Source organism: Actinoalloteichus hoggarensis (assembly GCF_002234535.1).
Classification (GTDB): domain Bacteria; phylum Actinomycetota; class Actinomycetes; order Mycobacteriales; family Pseudonocardiaceae; genus Actinoalloteichus_A; species Actinoalloteichus_A hoggarensis.
Genome location: NZ_CP022521.1, coordinates 1933414 through 1953883, shown reverse-complemented (window position 1 = coordinate 1953883; position 20470 = coordinate 1933414). Strand labels below are relative to the sequence as shown.

The following is a 20470-nucleotide window of genomic DNA, read 5'->3' as shown; positions in this document are numbered from 1 at the left end:
CGCGGAACCGCGTTCCGCTCGGCTGATCGCCGGTTACGGTAAGGACCATGACTTCGTGGTCTCACGGCGGACAGTCGCCGGACGACTCAGGCGCGCCGGGCTCAGGAGGCGGGTATCCGACGTCCGGGTCCTTCCCCGCGCAAGGACCGGGCGCGGGCTACGGCGGCTCCTACGGCGGTCTCGGCGTCTACGGATCGTCCGGCGGCGAGCCGCCCTCGCGCGGACCCGGCAAGGGCCGCGCCGTGCTGATCGGCGGGCTCAGCGTCGTGCTGGTCGCCGTCGTGACGACCACGATCATCCTGCTGGTGAACGGCGGCGGACGAGGCAGCACCCCGGTCGCCGACCAGACCACCACGCAGGACACGCCCGCACCGACGTCGGAGAGCGCCGCGGATCAGGCGACGAGCGCCCCGCCCGAGGAGCCGCCGCACGTGCTCGGCTGGCAGGTCGTCCGCACCGAGCGCGGCGCGCTGTACGACGTGCCGAGGGACTGGGAGCTGTCGGAGCAGGACATCACCTACGGCGATGTGAACCAGGGGGGCGTCGCCCTGGAGTCCGCCACCACTCTGGAGCGCAACACCTGCGCTCCCGGCTTCGTCCGGGCCAGCGCGGGCGTGACGCTGCTCCGGGATCCCGACCTGGCCGCCGCCGCCACCGACGCCGCGCGCAGGCTGGCGGAGAACGCCTACAGCTCGCAGGAGACCCCGCCGGAGGTCGAGGTGAGCGAGCCCGAGCCGATCACGCTGGCCGCCGACACGGCCGCGCAGTACGTACGAGCCACCGCCACGATCACCGACCCGGTGGAATGCGGATCGCCCGAAGGGTCGATCCACGTCGTCACCATCCCGACCACCGACGGCAACGGTGCGCTCGCCTTGGCCGCCGTCGGCGATCAGGGGGTGGACAACTCGATCTCTCCGGAGGACATGCGACTCATCATCGAGTCGTTCCGCCCGCCGATGAACGGGTGACCACGGGAGACGTGTCCGCACGCCTCGCGCATCGGCAGCCTCGATTCGACGTCCCGATCGACCGGAAACGGCCCGTTCGCGCTGATCGAGTCGCTCTGCTCCGTCCACCGCCTCCCCGGCGGCCTGTGACGCGACAGGGCGCGGTCGAAGGACTCCGACCGCGCCCTGCTCTGATCGAACCGCGTGCTCAGGACCGGGTGATCTCGACGATCCTGGACACCACCGAGTCGAGCGCGACGTCGGCACGCTCACCGCTGCGGCGGTCCTTGACCTCCACCACACCCTGCGCCAGCCCGCGCCCCACCACCAGGATGGTGGGCACGCCGATCAGCTCGGCGTCGGCGAACTTCACGCCCGGAGACGCCTTACGGTCGTCGAGGATCACCCGCACGCCCTCCGCGTCGAGCTCAGCCGCCAGCCGCTCCGCCGCCGCCCGCATCGCGTCGTCCTTGCCCGCGATCACCAGCTGGACGTCGGCGGGGGCGATCGCCCTCGGCCAGATCAGGCCTCGATCATCGTGCGACTGCTCGGCGACGGCCGCGACGAGACGGGAGACTCCGACCCCGTAGGAGCCCATCGTGATGCGGACGGGCTTGCCGTCCGGTCCGAGAGCGTCCAAGCCGAAGGCGTCGGCGAACTTGCGGCCGAGCTGGAAGATGTGTCCGATCTCGATACCCCGCGCCGCCACCAGTTCGCCCGCACCGTCCGGCGACGGGTCGCCGACCCGGACCTCGGCTGCCTCGATGGTGCCGTCCGGAGTGAAGTCACGTCCGCAGACGAGGTCCACGACGTGGTGATCGGCCTTGTCCGCGCCGGTGACCCAGGACGTACCCGTGACGACCCTCGGGTCGACGAGGTACCGCACGCCGTTGGCGATCAGCGCGCCCGGCCCGATGTAGCCCTTCACCATGAAGGGATTCCGCTGGAAGTCGGACTCCTCCAACAGCGCGACCTCGGTGGGGTAGAGCGAGGCCTCCAGCCGTTTGAAGTCCACCTCGCGGTCGCCGGGGACGCCGACGCCCAGCAGCTCCCACTCCTCGGCGCCGGGGGCACGTGTCTTGACCATGACGTTCTTCAACGTGTCCGCCGCGGTGAAGGCGCGTCCCAGATCGGCGGCGTTGAGGTGATCGACCAGCGTCGCGATCGTCGGGGTGTTCGGCGTGTGATGGACCGAGGCCGCGGGCACGTCGTCGAAGGGCCGCGCGGCCGGCGCGGGCGTGGTGATCGCCTCGACGTTGGCGGCGAAGCCGGACTCCAGGCACCGGACGAAGGTGTCCTCACCGGTCTCGCTCTCGGCGAGGAACTCCTCGGACGCCGAGCCGCCCATGGCCCCCGACACCGCCGAGACGATGACGTAGCGCAGCCCCAGCCTGTCGAAGATCCTGATGTAGGCGTCGCGGTGCTGCTGGTAGGAGTTCGCCAGCCCCTCGTCGTCCACGTCGAAGGAATAGGAGTCCTTCATGAGGAACTCCCTGGTACGCAGGATGCCCGCCCTCGGACGCTCCTCGTCCCGGTACTTCGTCTGGATCTGGTACAGGGTGACGGGGAAGTCCTTGTAGGAGCCGTACTCACCCTTCACGGTGAGGGTGAACAGCTCCTCGTGCGTCGGCCCGAGCAGGAAGTCGGCCCCCTTGCGGTCCTTGACGCGGAACAGGGTGTCCCCGTACTCGGTCCACCGATTGCTCGTCTCGTACGGCTCCCTGGGCAGCAGCGCGGGGAACTGGATCTCCTGCGCCCCGAAGGACTCCATCTCCTCCCGAACGATGCGCTCGATGTTGCGCAGCACCCGCAGCCCCAGCGGCAGCCAGGAGTAGCCGCCCGGGGCGACACGCCGCACATAGCCTGCACGCACCAGCAGTTTGTGACTCGGAACCTCGGCGTCCGCCGGGTCCTCGCGCAGGGTGCGCAGGAACAACGACGACATCCTGGTGATCACGGTGACTCGCTCCTCGGCTGGTGCGGCAATGCGACGTCGGACGTGGTGAAGGCCACTCACCGATCGCCTTTCTGGCGAGCAGCCTAGCGAGCGCCCGAAGGCACTCCCATCGGGTTATCACTCCGATCAGCGGCCGGACCGCGACGGTCCCCGCTCTCCGCCGGCCCGAGGTCGGATTCTCCCGAAGCGACGCAAGGGCCACGGCGGGGGCGTCCTCGGTGGCGGCCGGACGGCGACGTGGGGCCGCGGCATCGGCGCCCGGTGGACCCGGCTCGGCACGGCGGGTCCGCCTCGGACGCGGGGCGGCGGCCCGCCCGTGTCCTCCCGCCGCCCACGCCGTTCAGGACAGGCGCATCCGATGTCGGAACCAGGCGAGGGCGGCGACCGCGGCCCTGGCCTGGAAACGACGCAGGCCGCACGCGCCGTCCGACTCCGGCAGGCGCCTGCTCCACTCCCAGTGTCCTGCCAGCGCGGCGGCGAAGCCGGTGACGGCCCAGGCCGGGACGCTCGCGACCGACGGGCGGGTCGTGACGAGCCGCTCGGCATGGCGCGGCTCGTGCCCGGCCATCAGCAGGGCGGGCACCAGCCCCGCGACGTCCAGCCAGGCCGCTCCGCGCGCGGGCGAGGCCCAGTCGACCACCATGATCCGGCCGTCCAGTCTCCTGATCATGTTGTCCGGCCGCAGGTCGTTGTGCAGCAGCGTGTCACCGTCCGCCCACGGATGCCACGCGGTCTCCATCGCCACGAGCGAGTCGAGATGAGTCCGCGCCCAGGGATCGAGGTCCGCAGGCGGGTCGACACGCAGCGCGGACCAGCCCTGCAACAGCGGACCGAGGTCGTCCAAGACGGCGGGCACCGAGGACAGCGGACACGGAGTGAGCCCGCGCGCCAGGCCGCCGACGGCGACGAGCACGGCCGCCAGGTCCGGGGAGCCCGGGCGGAGGCTGGGTTCCCGACCGTCGACGTCCTCGAAGACCAGCGCCGTCCACTCCTTCTCCACGGTGAACAGCAGCCTCGGCGCGGGTGCCTCGATCGGCAGCTGCGCACAGACACGCGCCTCGGCCCGATAGGCGGCGGCCGACGGGTGATCCGCAGGCAGTGCCTTCACGAAGACACGTCGGCCGTCGGCGAGCAGCAGCCTGCTGGCCGCCCCCGGTGTGAAGCCGCCTGCCTGTCCGAGGGCCTGTACCACCGGAGCGGTGAGCCTGGCCTGGATCGAGAGACGGGTGGACTCCGGCACGTCCCGCCAGGCGGGTCGGGCGGCGCGAGCAGAGGGCACCACCGGGTTCACGGTCTCCTTCCGCCGCGTCGAACCGCTCGACGCGACCGACGACGATCCGGCCGTGACCGCGCCCCGCCGAAGGTGCGCGCGACCAGGCGGGCCGCTCTGGGGAAGGGCGGCGAGGACGGTTCGTTCGGCGAGCGGGCACGGCCGGGCGGCGCGCCCGACACGTCCGCTCCCGCCTCGACGTGGACCGGCGGCCGAACGCGGTCCAGGACGGGACGAGATGGACGGTCGAGGATCGACGGAGCCGCAGTGTACGAAGCGACAAGCCTTACTCGAACGGGCGATCCGGGTGATCTCGCGTGGGTCGAGCGCGGATCGCGCCACGCCCGGTCGGCGAGGCGTGCACCCCTGGCGCGGTCCGAGTCGTCCTGCGGCGATTCGCATCGACCGGTGCCGCTCGTGCTCGTCGCCGCCGCACGAGAAACGCCGCCGCCCCCGGACGAGTACGGCGGATCAGGTCGGTACGGTGCGCGAGTGCTCGTGCTGCTGCCGCCCTCGGAGACCAAGGCACACGGCGGCGACGGCCCGCCGTTGAACCTCGAGGCGCTCTCCTTCCCCGAACTCACCGATGTCCGCCGCACCCTGGTGCGAGCGGTGAGCGAGCTCGCCGAGGACGTGCCCGCGAGCCTCGACGTGTTGGGGTTGTCGCCGAGGCAGGGCGCGGAGGTCGCCCGCAATGCCGGCCTGGCCGGTGCGGGCACGCTGCCTGCGCTGGCCCGCTACACCGGAGTGGTCTACGACGCGCTGGATGTCCCTGAACTCTCGGCGGCCGACCTGGAACGGGCGAACCGCAGACTCGCGATCTCCTCGGCGCTGTTCGGCCTGGTGGGCGGCGGGGACCCGATCCCCGGTTATCGGCTCTCGGCGGGCAGCAGGCTACCGGGACTCGGCTCGCTGCGGAGCCTGTGGCGGCCGGTGGCGGGACCGGTCCTCGCCGCGCGGACCGGCCTGGTCGTCGATCTGCGCTCCGGTGCCTACGCCGCGCTGGCCGAGGCCCCCGGCGCGGTCACCGTCCGGGTGCTGTCCGAGGACGAGTTCGGGGCGCGCTCGGTGGTGAGCCACGCCAACAAACATCTCAAGGGCAGGCTGGCTCGCGCACTGGTCCAGATCGAGGAGGAGCCGGCGAGTGTGGACGAGGTCGTCGAGGCGGCGCGGCTGCTGGGACTCGTCGCCGAACGACGCGGGCCCGGTGCCGTCGACCTGATCAGCCGCCTCGCGGCGCCCGTCGGATCGAGCTGACCCGGCGGGTCCCCTCGAGTTCGAGACGGTCGTGTCCTCGATCGGGGGCCCGCGTCAGGTGGCATGCCAGGGGACCGCGGTCAGGCGACGGTGTGGTGATCGGGGCGGGCTTCGCGGCTCGGCCGTCGGTCCACGTGGCGTCTGATCGGCCCGGTCGTCCTCGGGCGGGACTGTCGAGGGCGGGCAGGGGCGAAGAATAAATCGGTTGTGCCGGTTTCCACGGGTCTGCCACGCTTACGCCCGTCGCGCACGACCGCCCGTGGTTCTGCGCCGCAGGCGAAGGAGGTGGCTGGATTGATGAACTCATCGACGCTCGACGCGGTCCACATCATTCAGACACCCCGCGCCTCCTTACACTGACTCCTCGCCCGTCGCGGTGATCGCTTTGACGGCAGCATCGGTCGGTGTCCATTCAGGAGCGCGCGCCTACTCCACCGGAGTCTCCGCGATGTCTTCGCAGCACCTGTCTCATCAGTCTCCTTCTCTCTCCGCGAGCTCTTCCGCCACCGCAGCTCATTCGATCGCGGCACGGCACCGTGCTCCGCAGCAGCCGACGACTGCGATGTCCGCGGCCGAATCCGTCGATGACGAACACGGTCACGGAGATGTCCACGGCGCTGATGGCCGTGGCGAAGGCGACCACTACACGAGCGACCACGGCATAAGCGACCACGGCACGAACAGCGACGACGAATACGACGAGGATCACGACGCCGAGGGCGGCCCGATCGACTCCGACCGCCTGTGGCAGTCCGACGACGAGGCGAACGTCTACGACCGGTACGCGCACTACGACGAGTACGCGGACTACGACGACGTCGAGGAGGCGTGGCCCGGACGCGGGCGCAGGCCGCGGCGCAAGGCCGTCGAGCAGGACGAGGTGGGGATCAGCCATCGTCGTGGCAGGCTGACCGAGGCGGCTCGACAACGTGCACTTGATCTCCGTGCGGAGAGCGCCGACGCAGCCGACCTGCCCGAGGACGCCGACCGCTGGACCACGTGGGACGACGGTGTTCGAGGTCCGCTGCCACACCCGGACTGGCTCGTCACCACCTCCGCCGCCTCGGATCGAGAACTCGGGGTGCTCAAGACCGGCAAGGAAGCCGAAGTTCACCTCATCGAGCGATCCGATGCGGCCACCGGCAAGTCCTGCCTGTTGGCAGCCAAACGCTATCGGTCGGCGGAGCATCGCCTGTTCCATCGAGACGCCGGTTATCTGGAGGGCAGGCGAATGCGGCGCTCCCGAGAGATGCGGGCGATCGAGGGCCGCACGGACTTCGGCCGCAACCTCATCGCGGAGCAATGGGCGACGGCGGAATTCGCCGCGTTGGGCAGGCTGTGGGCGCTGGGCGTCCCGGTGCCCTATCCGGCACAGCAGGTCGGCACCGAGCTTCTCATCGAGTTCCTCGGCGAGCCGGACGGGACCGCCGCGCCGAGGCTGGCTCAGCTCCGACCAACCGAGGAAGAGCTGGTCACGCTCTGGGAGTCGCTGATCGGGTCACTGCGGGTGATGGCTTCGCACGGACTTGCTCACGGCGACCTCTCCGCCTACAACCTGCTCGTTCATCGGGGCGAGCTGTTCCTGATCGACCTTCCCCAGCTCGTCGACGTCGTCGCCAATCCGGAGGGCCCGCGATTCCTCGCCAGGGACGTGGCCAACGCCGCCTCGTGGTTCCTCGCTCACGGACTGCCCACTGAGCTCGCCGACCACGGCGAGCTGACCCGCGAGCTGCTCGACGCGGCGGGGATGCCGACACCAGGGTGATCCGACCCCGAATCCGGTGGTCCTCGACACACCTCGCAGGTCGTGGACCACCGGTTTCGCAGGTCGGACGGGGGTCTGCTCACCGCCCGCTGATGATCAGCTCGCTCGGCCGTGTAGTCTCACAGAGCACCGCATCGGGTTCGAACTCCTTTCGCCGCCCGGTCGCCAAGGCGATTCTTCGGTGCTGTCGATCCATTCACTTACAGTCAAGGCGCTATGACGCGCCGGGCTCGTCCTTGAGATCGCACCCGCTTCGACTCTGCGCGGCGCATCCCCGAGACGTGCCATGTCACGGAGGTGCTTGTGCCAACCACGTCCCGAAGCCGTTCCGAACGCGCGCACTCGTCGCGCCACCCCAATGAGCATGGGCGTGGCGGCGACGGACCGCGTCACGGCGGCAGGCGACGTCCTCGCCGCGAGAGCAGGCCTGCGCAGGCCGTCTCGCCGCTGCTTCACTCGGCGCTGGAGGCCACGGCCCCGCTGCCGACCGGCCCGCTGCCGTCCTTCGCGGAGCTGGGTCTGCCCGACGCCCTGGTGCGTGCGCTCTCCGAGAAGGGCATCACCGAGCCCTTCCCGATCCAGGCCGCCACGCTGCCCGACGTCCTCGCACAGCGCGACGTCCTCGGTCGGGGTCAGACCGGCTCCGGTAAGACCCTCGCCTTCGGCCTCCCGATGCTGACGAGACTCAAGGACGGCCAGTCGGCGCCACTGCGCCCCCGCGGCCTGATCCTGGTGCCGACTCGCGAGCTGGCCATGCAGGTGCACGACGCTCTGGAGCCGTTCGCCCACGCACTGCGGCTGCGGACCACCACGGTGGTGGGCGGCACGTCGTTCCCTCGGCAGACCGCCGCGCTGCGGCGCGGCGTCGATCTGCTGATCGCGACGCCCGGCAGGCTCTCCGACCACGTCCGGCAGGGCACCTGCCAGCTCGACGACGTGATGATCGCCACCCTGGACGAGGCCGACCAGATGGCCGACATGGGGTTCCTGCCGCAGGTCCGCGCGATCCTGGACCTGGTGGCACCCGGTGGGCAGCGGCTGCTGTTCTCCGCGACGCTGGACCGCGAGGTCGGCACGCTCGTGCGGGAGTACCTCACCGACCCGGTGGTCCACGCCGTCGCGCCGCCTTCGGCGAGCGTCACGACGATGGAGCACCACCTGCTGCTCGTCTCGGCCGACGACAAGCCGGACGTGCTGGCGGGCATCGGTGCCCGTGAGGGCCGCACGATCATGTTCGTGCGCACCAAGCACACCGCCGACCGCGTCGCCAAGAAGCTTCGGTCGGTCGGCGTCCGGGCAGGCGCTCTGCACGGCGGCAAGACGCAGAACGCCAGGACTCGCACGCTCGGCGAGTTCCGCGAGGGCAGCACGCCGGTGCTGGTGGCGACCGACGTGGCCGCGCGTGGCATTCACGTCGACGACGTCAGCCTGGTCGTCCACGTGGACCCGCCCGCCGACCCGAAGGACTACCTGCACCGGGCGGGCCGCACCGCCCGTGCCGGCGAGTCCGGCGTGGTGGTCACGCTGGTGCTCAACGAGCAGCGGCGCAGCGTCACAGCGATGACGAACCGGGCAGGCGTGCGGGCGAAGTCCACGCGGGTACGGCCGGGCGACGAGGAGCTGTCCACCCTCACCGGGGCCAGGACGCCGAGCGGCGAGCCGGTGGCCGAGCCGCGTCCGGAACGGCAGCCGCGCCCGCGCCGTGCGGGTGCGCCCGGCGGTCGGGGTCGCGGCGGAGCGGGCGGGTCTCGTTCCGGCGGCTTCCGGGGCGGCGAGCGCCGCGACCGTGGTCAGCGGGAGAACCGCTCGAACTACTCGCGCTGATTCATACGCAGTCACCTGACGCGGGGCCGGTCGCTCTTCTGCGACCGGCCCCGCGTCGTCTCCCGCCTCCGACGACTGAGCCGGCGGGCCGTGCGCATGGCGGTGCCGACCGCCGCTGCGGTGATCGGGTCGCGTCGTATCGAGTGCGACATCCCCGGGCGCGAGGCGACGGCGTGCGACCACGGCGGTTCCCAGCCCGGACGACAGGTCGATCGTCTGCCGCCCTGACCGTGGCGGTCGCTCCGATGCCCACGGCCGTGGCTCGATCCCCGTTCGCCGGCGACGAGGTCGGCCGAGGAGCCGGCCGCAGGCTGCCCCGTCGGGAGTCCGCCGACGCCGTGCTTCCACCGACTCCGGGGTGACGTCTACGGTCCGACGTCATGCGCCGTATCCCGGCACGGGACCGCCACGAGGTCTGCCGCACGCCGCACCGGCGGCGCCACGATCGCCGCGCCCCCTGCCGCCCGCCACGGCGATCGGCGGCTGCCGCCGAGCCGGCCACCGACCCGCTCCCCGGTGCATCGGCCCATGCGGTCGTCGTCTCCGTTCGGGCGCTGCCGTGGCCGCGGCCGGAGCCCGCCGGCTCACTCGGCCGGATGGATCAGCTTGAGGATTCCGGCTCCGACTGCGACTGCGCGGGCGCGGTGCGCGGTGCGGGCCCGAGAGCGGCGACGTCCCCGATGACGATCACCGCCGGGGGCCGGACGCCTGCCGCGCCGATGTCCCCGGCGACGGCGGCGAGGGTGGACCGCAGCACGTGCTCGGTGCGCAGCGTCCCGTCCTGCACCACCGCGACCGGTGTGTCGGCCCGCCTGCCGTGCTCGATCAGCACCGAGGCGAACTGATCGATGCGCTCGACGCCCATCAGGAGCACGATGGTGCCGCGTAGTCGGGCCAGTGCCCTCCAGTCGGTCAGCGCCCGTTCGTCGGTCGGTGCGACGTGGCCGGAGACCACGACCACCTCGTGCGCGACGCCCCGATGGGTCACGGGCACGTCGGCGACCGCGGGCACGGCGAAGGCGCTCGTGACGCCGGGCACGACGGTGACCGTGACGCCCGCCTCGGTACAGGCCAGCACCTCCTCGAATCCCCTCCCGAAGACGAAGGGGTCGCCGCCCTTGAGGCGGACCACGAACCGGCCTGCCCTGGCGCGCTCGATCAGCGTCGCGTTGATGATCTCCTGATTGGCGGCTCGCCCATAGGGGATCTTGGAGGCGTCGATCACCTCGACGTCCGGGGCCAGCTCCTCCAGCAGTTCACGCGGCGCCAGGTGATCGGTGACCACGACATCGGCGCGGGCCAGCAGGCGCCTGCCGCGGACGGTGATCAGATCGGGGTCACCGGGACCGCCGCCGATGAGCGCCACGCCCGCGGCGTGCTGCCCGACGGTCTCGTCCTGATCGTCGACCGCCCCGGAACTCAAAGCGGCCAACACCGCGTCCCGCACAGCAGCCGAGCGGCGGGGTCGCCCGCCCGCCAGGACACCGACGCGCAGGCCCGCGTGGTCGCCGACCGCCGGGGTCACCGCGCTGCCGCCCGCCGCCTGATCGGCGCGAACGCAGAACACCCGGCTCACCGCGGCCTCGGCGGCGACCTCGGCGTTGACCGACGGCTCCGAGGTGCAGGCCACGGCGAACCAGGCTTCACCGAGATCGCCGCCCCGGTACGGCCGCCGGGTCCAGGTGATCTCGCCCGCATCCGCCATCGCCTCCACCGCCGGCGTGGCCTGCGGTGCGATGACCTCGACGATCGCACCGGAGCCGACCAGTCTCGGCAGCCGTCGCTGGGCAACGGTCCCCGCTCCCACCACCACGACCCGTCGACCGGTCAGCAGCAGTCCGGTGAGGTAGGGATCGGTGGACCCGTCGTGTCGTTCGGCTCGCATGCTGCACAAGGATGCCCGCCGGCGAGCCGGTGTCCTAGTGAACAGGCCGCGACACAGATCACGTCGACCGCGCGGGCGGACACCGGGAACGCAGCGTCGGACTTCGAGGAGAGGAGCCGGGACTCGCCGCGGAGGCTCGTCAACGGCCCTGTCCACTCCGCCGCCGTGATGACGCCGCCGCGGTGTCCGCCGGTCGCCGCCCGGCCCGCCCGTCCCCTCGGCCGCGGCCTCGGCAGGGAGCGGCGGCAGGCGGCGACCGCGGCGGATTCACCGGCCGGTCGCCTCACGCGCCGAACGTCGCCGACCCATTCCCCCACGTCGCGCACGCGGAACCGGAATCTCGGACGACGCCGCTGATCCGGCCCGTTGACCGAGCGGCCAGGACGGCGTTCGCCGGTGACGGCCGCGGAGCCGAAGGGACAGGTCGCAGGCCGGTCAGCCCGAGCCGGGCACGGTGAGCGCACGGGGTCGTGTCCGCGACTCGGCGCGGCAGCGTCGATCGGCATCGAGAGTCCGTTCGCACCCCGGGTGGTATGGCGGAAGACCGTGTCCCGGGTGTCTACGCGGGCCCGGTGGACGGCGGCCCGGTGATGGAGCGCCTCCCGATGCCGAGACGATCGCGCCATAGTCCCGTACCAGGAACCGAAGGCACCACGGCGGAGACGTCGTGTTCGGCGATCAGCCTGCTCTGGCTCTGAGCGATTCCGTCGCCGAACGCCGAACGGCTCGTCGAGATCCTCGGTCCGTCGCCCCTCGAACGCTTTCCGCCTGCCGTCCAGGGCTTCGGCCACGATCCGATGCGTCCGGCCTGCAGCGCCGTGGCCCTGCCCGCGGTCGCGTCGCTCCACCCGGCACCGCACGACCCGCGGGGTCGCACCGAGGCCCATCGCGGCGCGGGACGACGTCAGCCGGGCGGCACACCGACGACGACGCGCCCCGAAGGGCCGGCCCGACCCGAACCACAGCGCGGCCGGAACGGCACAGCGCGCGCCGATGTCCGAGCCGCTCTCCGGATCACGAGCGGCGGCCGCGCCCCTGTGCGGACTTGCGTCCGGCGCCGCGCCTGTTCCCGGGGTCCGGGTCCGGCTCGGCGCCCGCGCCCTTGCCCGAGGACTTGGCCTTGGTACGGCCGGCCGAGTCGACCTTCGCGCTGACCGACTTCGTCGAAGTACGCTGCGCACTCACCTTCTGGCCCACGACGGCAGGCTTCGACCGGCCCTCTTCTGGATGGACGGCGTCCGGCTGGGCGGGAATCGTCGCCCCCGCCGCCGCCCGTGCCCTGGCGTCCTTCCGCGGTGCCACCTCGTCGCCGGCGACCGGCTCCGTCGGCTCGTCGGACGTCGTCGCCCGCGGCATCGGCAGCGGATCGGTGGACGCGGCACCGACGCCGTCCTCGTCGGCCGAGCGGCGCGGCCTGCTCGCGCCGCCGCGCCCGCCTGCGCGAGCCCCGCCTCGCGCCGTCTCCTGCCAGTCCCGCACCGCCCACCAGGCCGCCGTGGCCTCGGCACCGCGTTCGCCCTCCGACGCCCTCGGCCCGAACGACACGTCGTTCCCGGTGGTCGACGAGCCCGCGGCGCCGCGCCCCGGCTCCCGAGTCTCGCTGCTCGAGGCACCGGTGCTCCGGCGGGCGGACTCCGTCGTCCCGACCGGCCTGCGGTAAGAGTGCGTGCTCCGGCCCGTGCCTCGGCCGCGCGGGCCGCTCTCGGCGAGCGACTCGCCGATCAGAAAGAGGGTGTTGCTCCACAACCGGTGCTGCTTGACGGTCGCGGCCAGCTCGCCGAGCGAGGTGCGCAGGAGCTGTTCGTCCGGCCACGACGGCTTGTGACCGACGATCACCGGAGTCGTCGCGGTGAAGCCTCCCGCGACGAGCTGCTCGACCAGTTCCCCGGCCCGCGCTCCCGCCAGGTACATCGCGATCGTCGCCCCACCCGCGACGAACTGCCGTAGGTCGTCGCCCTGCGGCAACGGAGTCTTGCCGCCGTCGGCCCTGGCCAGCACCACCGAATGGGCGCCGTCGGGCGTCAGCTCCCGGCCCGCCGCCGAGGCCGCCGCCGACACGGTGGACACGCCGGGCACCATCTCGACGTCGAGCCCGAATCGCCTGCACACGTCGTGATGCGCCTGCACGCCGCTCCACAGGGCGGGATCGCCGGGCAGCAGGCGCACCACCCGAAGCCGCTCCGCGGCGGCCCGCCGGTAGATCTCCACCACGGCCTCGTCGGGAACCCGCGAAGAGTCCACGAGCTGGGCCTGGTCGCCCGCGTGCTCACGGACGCAGTCCGGCGAGATCGAACCGGACGCCCACACCACGACCTCGGCCTCGGCGATGCGGCGGGCGCCGCGCACCGTGATGAGATCGGCCGAACCCGGACCGGCACCGATGAACGAGACGCGGCCGCTGGTCATGCTGCTCCCCTCCCCCGCGTCGACGGGAGCACGAGACTGGTGGATGGCTGAGGACGTCGCGACGCCGTGCGTCGCCGAAGCGCCGTGGAACTCGTCGCCGCCTCGGCACGCGGTGCGCCGCACCGTAGGCCACGACCGTACCGTTCCCCGGTCGGCCGTCGATCGCCGCCGTCGCCCCTCTCATCGTGATCGACACGAAGGGTCACCCCTTCGGCGGAGCCTCGGTGACGAGGACCCGCCGGGGGGCCCGGAAGGACAGCAGCCGCAGCTGGGGCGGATCGTCCTCGACGCGGCGCAGGCGGGGCAGGGCCGACGCCACGGTCCGCAGGACGACGGCGGCCTCCGTGCGGGCCAGGTTGGCGCCGAGACAGAAGTGCGGGCCGTGGCCGAACGCCAGATGGCGACGGGGGTTCGGCCTGCCGGGATGGAACTCGCCCGGGCCGGCGGGTTCCACGCGGAGAACGGGACCCCGACGTCCGGTCTCGTCCGCAGGCGGTGCGGCGACCCCGCCGGCTGAACCGAGCGGCCGTCCCTCGAGGACTGTCGACGGGACGGGGCAGCCCGCGTGCGGCGACGTCGCGCCGTCCGTGCCCGCCGCGCCGAGCAACAGGAGCAGTCGGGCGCCCGCGGGCACGGTGACGCCGTCGATGACGGTCGGCGCGGCGGTGATCCGCCGCCAGGTCGGCACCGGCGGGGCGAGGCGCAGGAACTCCTCGACACAGGCTTCCGCCGCCCCCGGAGCCCCGGCCGCGATCTCGCCCCAGCGCCTCGGTTCGCCGAGCATCCGGTGCAGGAGACCGGCGAGAAGCTGAGTCGTGGTCTCCTGTCCCGCGATGAAGAGGAAGTAGCAGACGCCCACCGCCGCCGGGGTCGACAGCGGCGATCCGTCCGGCAGTCGATGCCTGCGCAGCGCGGCGAAGAGGTCCGAGCCGCTCGGGTCCGCCGCCGCCAGCCGACCGCGCAGCCAGCGGTGGAAGTCGCCCGCCAGGACGGCGAGATCACGCTGCCGCCGCTCGTCCGGCACCCCCCAGAACAACTCCAGTGAGGCGCTGCTCCACGCCTTGAGCACGGCCAGGTCGACTCCCTCGACGCGCAACAGGTGCAGCAGCACCCGGGCAGGCAGGTCGCGGGCCAGCGGGACGGCGAGGTCCAGCACGGCGCCGCCCCGCAGGTCGGGGACGGCGTCGTCCAGCCAGGACCGCACGAGTCGGCGGATCGTCGGAACGGCCGCCTCGACCCGCCGTGGCGTCACGAAGGACGCGACCACGCCACGAAGCCCGGCGTGTGTCTCGGTGCCGTTGTTGGCCAACGTCGGCGGCAGGCTGAATCCCGCGCGGGCCAGCGTCCGCAGCGCCGGCACCGACAGCGGGGTGAAGGCGTCGAGCGCATTGTCCGGCCGGAAGGTGTCGACGTCGGCGAGGACGCGGCGGATGTCGGCCGCCCGCCGCACCAGCCAGAGGTCTGTCTCCTCGGAGTACCAGACCGAGGGCGTCGCGGCATCGACGGACGGGGGGTCCCACAGTCGGGGAAACAAGTCCCCCGGATCGGTGGACGGGGCGGTGCCGTCGGCCGCCCAGAGCATCGCGTCATCGACCACCAGCCGACGGTACGGCGCGAACGGGCGATCTCCCATGCCTATGGCGATGTCTCCAGGGGAGCCCGAGGCCGACGACGCCGCGTGCATGTGCTCGGCCGCCTCGGCGTGCCAGCCGCGCCACGATCCCCCGGGGTCCCGCCGCGCCGTACGGTGTCGTTCCGCTCGCGCCCCGCGAACCGAGACCATGCCGTTCCGAGCGGTTCGAGGGCACGTCGTACGGCATCGCGCCGTGGTCGGGGTCCTCCGCCGACGAGATCCGTCCGGCGCCGCGGGCGACGTCGCGAAGCGGGGTCTGTCGCGCCGGAGGGCGTCGAGCGGTCTGCGAGTCGGCTCCCCGGCCGCCCGTCGTCCCCGCGGCTCGCCGAGCCCCGCCGTCCGCCGACCCGGAGAGACCCGCGCCGACGGCGGCGCGGCCTCCTTCGTCGCGCCGGGCGTCGCCGTGGCGGGGAGAGCCGCGGCTTCCGGCCGCACCGGGCATCTTGTGACGTCCGCCCTCGCCGGATGCCCGATCAGTCCGGGCATCGGGGCGTCCGCCGGGGTACGAAACCGGTGAGCCGACGCCCCGTCCGGTCCCGGCGCCCCGACCGATCGCACCCCCGGCCTGCTGCGCCCGGCCGGCGAGCACGTCATGCGACACTGCCGCGCGTGGACGATCCTGGTGCTCAGGTGTTCGACTGGTTGGACGTCCGGGCGGGCGCCAGAGAGAAGGCCGGACTCCGCCGCAGGCTCGTGCCCAGATCCGCCGATCCCGAGGTGCTCGACCTCGCCGGGAACGATTACCTCGGCCTTGCTCGCGACCCTCGTGTCGTGGCGGCGGCCGAGGCGGCGGCGCGACGCTGGGGCGCCGGATCGACCGGATCGCGCCTGGTGACGGGTACCGTCGACGCCCACGCGGAGCTGGAACGAGATCTCGCCGACTTCTGCGGGGTCGAGAGCGCGCTGGTGTTCTCCTCCGGCTATCTGGCGAATCTCGGGACGCTGAGCGCGCTCGGCGGCCCCGGCACGCTGATGGTCGCCGACGAGTACGACCACGCCTCGCTGATCGACGGGCTCCGACTGTCCCGATCGGACCGGCTGCGGGTCGCACATCGTGACGTCACGGCGGTGGCCGCCGCGCTGCGGGACCGGTCGCGGCGCAGGGCCCTGGTGGTCACCGACTCGGTGTTCTCGGTCGACGGCGACCTCGCCCCGCTGGCCGAGCTCGCCGCCGTGTGTCGCGAGCACGCGGCGGGTCTGGTGATCGACGACGCGCACGGTCTCGGTGTCCTGGGGCCGGGCGGGCGGGGTGGTCCGGCGGCGGCGGGCATCGCGGGCAGACCGGACGTGGTGGTCACCGCCACGCTCTCCAAGTCGTTGGGCTCGCAGGGCGGAGTGGTGCTCGGGCCCGCCCGCGTAGTCCGCCATCTCGTCGAGACGGCACGCAGCTTCATCTTCGACACCGGGTTGGCACCCGCCTCGGTGGGGGCCGCGGCCGAGGCCCTCGCCGTGCTGCGCCGCGAGCCGGAACTCGCCGACCGGGTCCGTGCCTCGGCACGGTCGCTGGCCGAACGGCTGCGGGCGGCGGGGCTGGACGCCGCCGAACCCGCCGGGGCCGTGGTGTCCGTCCGAGCGCCCTCGGCCGCCGAGGCCGTCGGCTGGGCGGCCCGCTGCGCCGAGGCGGGGGTGGCGGTCGGCTGTTTCCGACCGCCGTCGGTGCCCGACCACGTCTCCCGGCTCCGGCTCACCGCCCGCAGCGACCTCACCGCACGGGAGCTGGACCGAGTCGCGGCGGTCCTGGTCGCGGCCGCGCCCGCCCGGGCGGCGCGGCCGATCGCGACCTGAGCACGCCCGACCGCGACTCCGGCGACGGCATGAACCACGTCGCACGCGGGTGCGCGATCAGCCGCCGACCGCTCCCGGCCGCGTCATCGTCTGATGCGGAATGCCGTCCTCGTCGAAGGGCTCCCCCGACTCCCGATAACCGAACGCCCGGTAGAACTCGACGACGGCGACCTGCGCGGCCAGCACCGACGGCGCCGTACCGATCTCCGCGAGCGCCGCCGTCATCAACGTGCGCCCCAGGCCTCGTCCCCGTGCGGCCGGGTCCGTGCAGACCCGGCCGATCCGGACGACCCCGGCCGGTTCGGTCAGCAGCCGCAGGACCGCCAGCGGCTCGGCGGAGTCCGCGTCGGTCAGCCAGACGTGCCGGGTGCCCGGCAGCAGATCACGCCCGTCGAGCTCGGGATAGGCGCATTCCTGCTCGACGACGAACACGTCCGTTCGAAGCCGCAGCAGCCGGTACAGCGTCGCCGCCGGGAGCTCGTCGCCCGCGGCACGATGCACGACCACGCCGTCACTCGATCGGCCCTGGTCCTGGTCGGTGGGGTAGGCACGCACCCCGCCTGTCTAACAGAGCGTCCGCACCGATCAGACCCCGGTCTGGTGCGCGAGCAGGGAGCGGTATTCGAGGAGCCGGGTGTAGACGCCGGGGCTGCCCTCCCGCGCGCAGCCGTCGCCCCAGGACACGAGACCCACCACTCGTCCCTCGACGATCAGCGGACCGCCGGAGTCGCCCGCACAGGCGTCTCGACCCCCCTCCAGATAACCCGCACAGACCATCGCGGCGGGGTCGTACTCCGGGTAGGACCGGGCGCAGTCGGCGTCGGCGATCATCGGAAGGTCGAGTGAGCGCAGTGTCGCCGAGGTCGCGCCGTTCTCACTCGTACGTCCCCAGCCCATGGTGGTGGCGGGCGTCCCCGGCGAGTACAGCCGCTCGTCGCCGTGCCCCACGAGCGTCGCGGTCGGCGCGTCGATCCTGCGATCCAGGGTGATCACCGCCACGTCCTCGCCCTCGACGAAGGACGAGTACCGCGGGTGCACCCAGATGCTCCGCACCCCGGCCTGAACGCCTTCGGTCGTGCGGAGGTCGGTGCGTCCGACCACGACGCGCACGTCGGTCCTCGACTTCACCCGCACGCCCTGTTCGGAGGGGAGCACCAGGCAATGGGCGGCGGTGACGACCTTGTCGGGGGCCACCAGCGCCCCGCCGCAGTACAGATCGCCGTTCGGCGTGGTGAGGGCCGCCATCCACGGGTGATCGGCGGTGGAGGCGGGGACTCCCCCGACGATGCGGCTCTCGGCGACCGACCCGTTCTCCGGGCTGTCCACCGAGGCGGCGGAGCCGACCACCAGTGGCAGCAGCAGCGCCGTCAGGGCGACTCGGATCCGGCGGCCGACTCGTTTCGACTGCTCCACTCGACGCAGCAAGGCTGCTCCCTTCAGGGTAATCGACGCGAACACTCACCGTATCCGATCAGTCGCGTTGTGGAATCGTTCGGCCGGGCGATCTCCGGGGCGTCCCGGCCGCGGCCGGGCAGGCACTCGGGCGGTGGGGCCCGCGGGATCAGCCGACCGGGCCCGCCTCGAACGGGTCCGTCGGGATGGGGGCGGCGCCGGGATCGGCGGCGGCGGGCCTGCCGCCCGCGACAGCCGAGTCGGCTCCGTCGGGCTCGATCGCCTGCTCGGCGGGAGTCGGGACGGGCGCCCGCGGTTCGGCCGAGTGGATCTCCTCGGCGAGCAGGTCGGCGTACGCGGCGACGTTCGGGAAGGCGCCGGGCATGCCTGCCGCACCGCAGCCCGGGCCCGAGGGAAGCAGACCGACCAGCACCTCGGAGTCGCCGTCCGACGCGAAGAGCGGCCCGCCGATCTCGCTGAGGCAGGGATCGGCGTCCGCGGAGTCCGCGGCGGCACAGAGCATCCACGCCGGGTCGTAGAAGTCATAGACCGCCGTGCAGGCGTCGGCGGCCTCGATGCGCAGCGCACCCTGCCGCGACTCCCCGTCGATGATCAGGCGGACGCTCCTGCCGGGCTCGTACAGGGCGGCGTCGTCGGTCCCGCCGAGCCGGAGGACGGTCCCGTCGATCGGCTCGGCGAGGGTGACCACGGCGATGTCGTGCTCCGGGGACTCCGGGACATGCTCGGGATGTGTCCACACCTCGGTGACATGCTCGGGATGTGTCCACACCTCGGCAGCACGCACGCCCTGCTCGGCGACGTCCGGGGGGGCTCCGCCGGTGGTCACGACGCGCAGCCGTTCGGGGTCGGCGCCCCAGACACACGCGGCGGCGGTGAGCACGCTCGTCCGGGCGACCAGGGTTCCCGCGCAGAAGGGCACCCCGTTCGCGGTGGTCAGCAGGACGGCCCACGGATGCTCGGCGGCGTCGGTCTCCAGGGCCGGCCGCGCGGCGGTGCCGCCCGTCGAGCCGGCGTTCGCGATCTCGGCGCCTGCACCGCCCTCGGCGGTGACCGGCCGATCGCCGCCGCCCGCCGCCGACGTGACGTCGAGTCCCGGCACCGGTGTCGCGATGGATCCCGTCATCAGGAGAACCGAGATCACGACGGTGAGCCGCCTGCCGACCGCATCGAGCACTGTGGACATCGCTCCTCCGCTCCGATCGACGTCCACGCAGCGCAACACGGAACCATCGCACCAACAACTCGACGGCTCCCGCGTCACACCGGACACTCGTGCCACGCTGGAGCGATGGCCCTCGAAGAATCCCTCCACCGGGTGACGGCCGCGCTGGCGATCGCGGTGGCGGCGGTGGCGATGTCGGCTGCCTGCTCACTGCGACCGCCGCCGAGCGCCGACGCAGTCGCACCGCTGAATCCCGTCCCGGGCGGATCCGCCGCGGCGTCCGCGTCGGACGGCCCGGCGGACGAAGCAGCGTCCGCGACCGTGACCGAGCCGACCGACGCGCCCGCTCCCGTATCGACCGACCCCGCCCCCGTCCGGTGGCAGGTCGGCGCCGCGCCGCTTCCGACCCGGTCCGACGGCCTCGGCGAGATCCTGCCCACGCCCCCGGAACTCATCGACCGGAGTCTGCCGACGCCCGATCTGCTGCCCGTGCCGCCGAACGACGATTACGCGGCCACCGTGGCGGCGGTTCCGGAGGAGGTACTCGCGCGCAGCACCTGGCACGCGGGCTGCCCGGTCGACGCAGCCGAACTGCGGTATCTGACGATGTCGTTCTGGGGTTTCGACGGCGGGCACCACACCGGGGAGATGATCGTGCACGCCGACGTGGCCGAGTCGGTGGTCGCGGTCTTCGGCAGGCTGCACGCCGACCGCTTCCCGCTTGAGGAGATGCGGGTGACCGCCGCCTGGGAGTTGGACACGGCACCGACCGGGGACGGCAACAACACCTCGGCCTTCGTGTGTCGCGCCGCCGTCGGCTCCGGCGCCTGGTCGGCACACGCGTCGGGTCTCGCGGTGGACGTCAATCCGTTCGTGAATCCGTACGTGCGCTCCGACGGGGTCGTCCTGCCCGAACTGGCCTCGGCCTACGTCGACCGCAGCCGGGTGCGGGCCGGGATGATCCTGGAGGGCGACGTGGTGACGACGGCCTTCGACGAGGTCGGCTGGGCCTGGGGCGGGCGCTGGAGTTCGCCCCTGGACCTGATGCACTTCTCGGCCACCGGTGGCTGAGGCCGCAGGGATCGCCGGGACTCGGCGACGGGTGATCCCGATCACGATGCCGGCCGCTCGCCTTGACCTTGTCACTGACGTCAACCTCCTAC

The 20470-nt window shown here is 72.8% G+C and carries 14 protein-coding genes; 6 read left to right on the top strand and 8 right to left on the bottom strand.

Going from position 1 to position 20470, the window contains the following annotated elements; all coding sequences use genetic code 11:
- The first annotated feature begins 47 nt into the window (after positions 1-47).
- Positions 48-971: a DUF8017 domain-containing protein gene (locus AHOG_RS08665; protein WP_093940882.1), complete on the top strand. Its 924-nt coding sequence runs from the start codon at positions 48-50 to the stop codon at positions 969-971.
- 187 nt (positions 972-1158) lie between these two features.
- On the opposite strand, the gene AHOG_RS08660 is transcribed toward AHOG_RS08665, so the two are convergent.
- Both AHOG_RS08660 and AHOG_RS08655 read right to left on the bottom strand, forming a co-directional pair.
- Entirely contained in the window at positions 1159-2907 is a 1749-nt protein-coding gene (locus AHOG_RS08660; RefSeq protein ID WP_093940881.1) for a proline--tRNA ligase, read from the bottom strand.
- Positions 2908-3247: 340 nt separating this feature from the next.
- Positions 3248-4198 carry a phosphotransferase family protein gene (locus tag AHOG_RS08655; RefSeq protein WP_245856652.1) on the bottom strand — a complete coding sequence of 317 codons (951 nt, stop codon included), beginning with the start codon at positions 4196-4198 and terminating at the stop codon, positions 3248-3250.
- Between the two features lie 471 nt (positions 4199-4669).
- On the opposite strand from AHOG_RS08655, the gene AHOG_RS08650 reads away from it, so the two are divergent.
- The 3 genes from AHOG_RS08650 to AHOG_RS08640 all read left to right on the top strand — a co-directional run bounded on the left by AHOG_RS08650 (position 4670) and on the right by AHOG_RS08640 (position 9023).
- On the top strand, positions 4670-5434 hold the full coding sequence (locus tag AHOG_RS08650; RefSeq protein ID WP_093944291.1) for a YaaA family protein: 765 nt from the start codon (positions 4670-4672) through the stop codon (positions 5432-5434).
- A 562-nt stretch (positions 5435-5996) separates the two neighbouring features.
- Positions 5997-7199, top strand: coding sequence for a serine protein kinase RIO (locus tag AHOG_RS08645; RefSeq protein WP_093940880.1), 1203 nt, complete (start codon positions 5997-5999; stop codon positions 7197-7199).
- A gap of 303 nt (positions 7200-7502) precedes the next feature.
- A complete protein-coding gene (locus tag AHOG_RS08640; protein ID WP_093940879.1) occupies positions 7503-9023 on the top strand; it encodes a DEAD/DEAH box helicase in 1521 nt (506 codons plus the stop codon).
- Between the two features lie 601 nt (positions 9024-9624).
- Here AHOG_RS08640 and cobA read toward each other — a convergent pair.
- From cobA to AHOG_RS08625, 3 genes are all read right to left on the bottom strand, one after another.
- Complete coding sequence (cobA, locus tag AHOG_RS08635) at positions 9625-10908, bottom strand: uroporphyrinogen-III C-methyltransferase (protein WP_093940878.1); 1284 nt, start codon at positions 10906-10908, stop codon at positions 9625-9627.
- A 1014-nt stretch (positions 10909-11922) separates the two neighbouring features.
- A complete protein-coding gene (locus AHOG_RS08630; protein WP_093940877.1) occupies positions 11923-13314 on the bottom strand; it encodes a cobalt-precorrin-4/precorrin-4 C(11)-methyltransferase in 1392 nt (463 codons plus the stop codon).
- A gap of 202 nt (positions 13315-13516) precedes the next feature.
- Positions 13517-14911, bottom strand: coding sequence for a cytochrome P450 (locus AHOG_RS08625; protein ID WP_157736719.1), 1395 nt, complete (start codon positions 14909-14911; stop codon positions 13517-13519).
- A 645-nt stretch (positions 14912-15556) separates the two neighbouring features.
- On the opposite strand from AHOG_RS08625, the gene AHOG_RS08620 reads away from it, so the two are divergent.
- On the top strand, positions 15557-16732 hold the full coding sequence (locus tag AHOG_RS08620; protein ID WP_245856651.1) for an 8-amino-7-oxononanoate synthase: 1176 nt from the start codon (positions 15557-15559) through the stop codon (positions 16730-16732).
- Between the two features lie 57 nt (positions 16733-16789).
- On the opposite strand, the gene AHOG_RS08615 is transcribed toward AHOG_RS08620, so the two are convergent.
- The 3 genes from AHOG_RS08615 to AHOG_RS08605 form a co-directional block, all read right to left on the bottom strand.
- Positions 16790-17287 (bottom strand): GNAT family N-acetyltransferase, encoded by a 498-nt coding sequence (locus AHOG_RS08615; RefSeq protein ID WP_245856650.1) that lies wholly within the window; start codon positions 17285-17287, stop codon positions 16790-16792.
- A gap of 30 nt (positions 17288-17317) precedes the next feature.
- The gene (locus AHOG_RS08610) at positions 17318-18157 is read right to left on the bottom strand and encodes a S1 family peptidase (protein WP_093940874.1); all 840 of its coding nucleotides are present in this window, start codon (positions 18155-18157) and stop codon (positions 17318-17320) included.
- 136 nt (positions 18158-18293) lie between these two features.
- Entirely contained in the window at positions 18294-19328 is a 1035-nt protein-coding gene (locus AHOG_RS08605; protein ID WP_093940873.1) for a S1 family peptidase, read from the bottom strand.
- A 300-nt stretch (positions 19329-19628) separates the two neighbouring features.
- Here AHOG_RS08605 and AHOG_RS08600 point away from each other — a divergent pair, with 300 nt between their 5' ends.
- The gene (locus AHOG_RS08600) at positions 19629-20378 is read left to right on the top strand and encodes a M15 family metallopeptidase (protein ID WP_245856649.1); all 750 of its coding nucleotides are present in this window, start codon (positions 19629-19631) and stop codon (positions 20376-20378) included.
- The last annotated feature ends 92 nt before the right edge of the window (positions 20379-20470 follow it).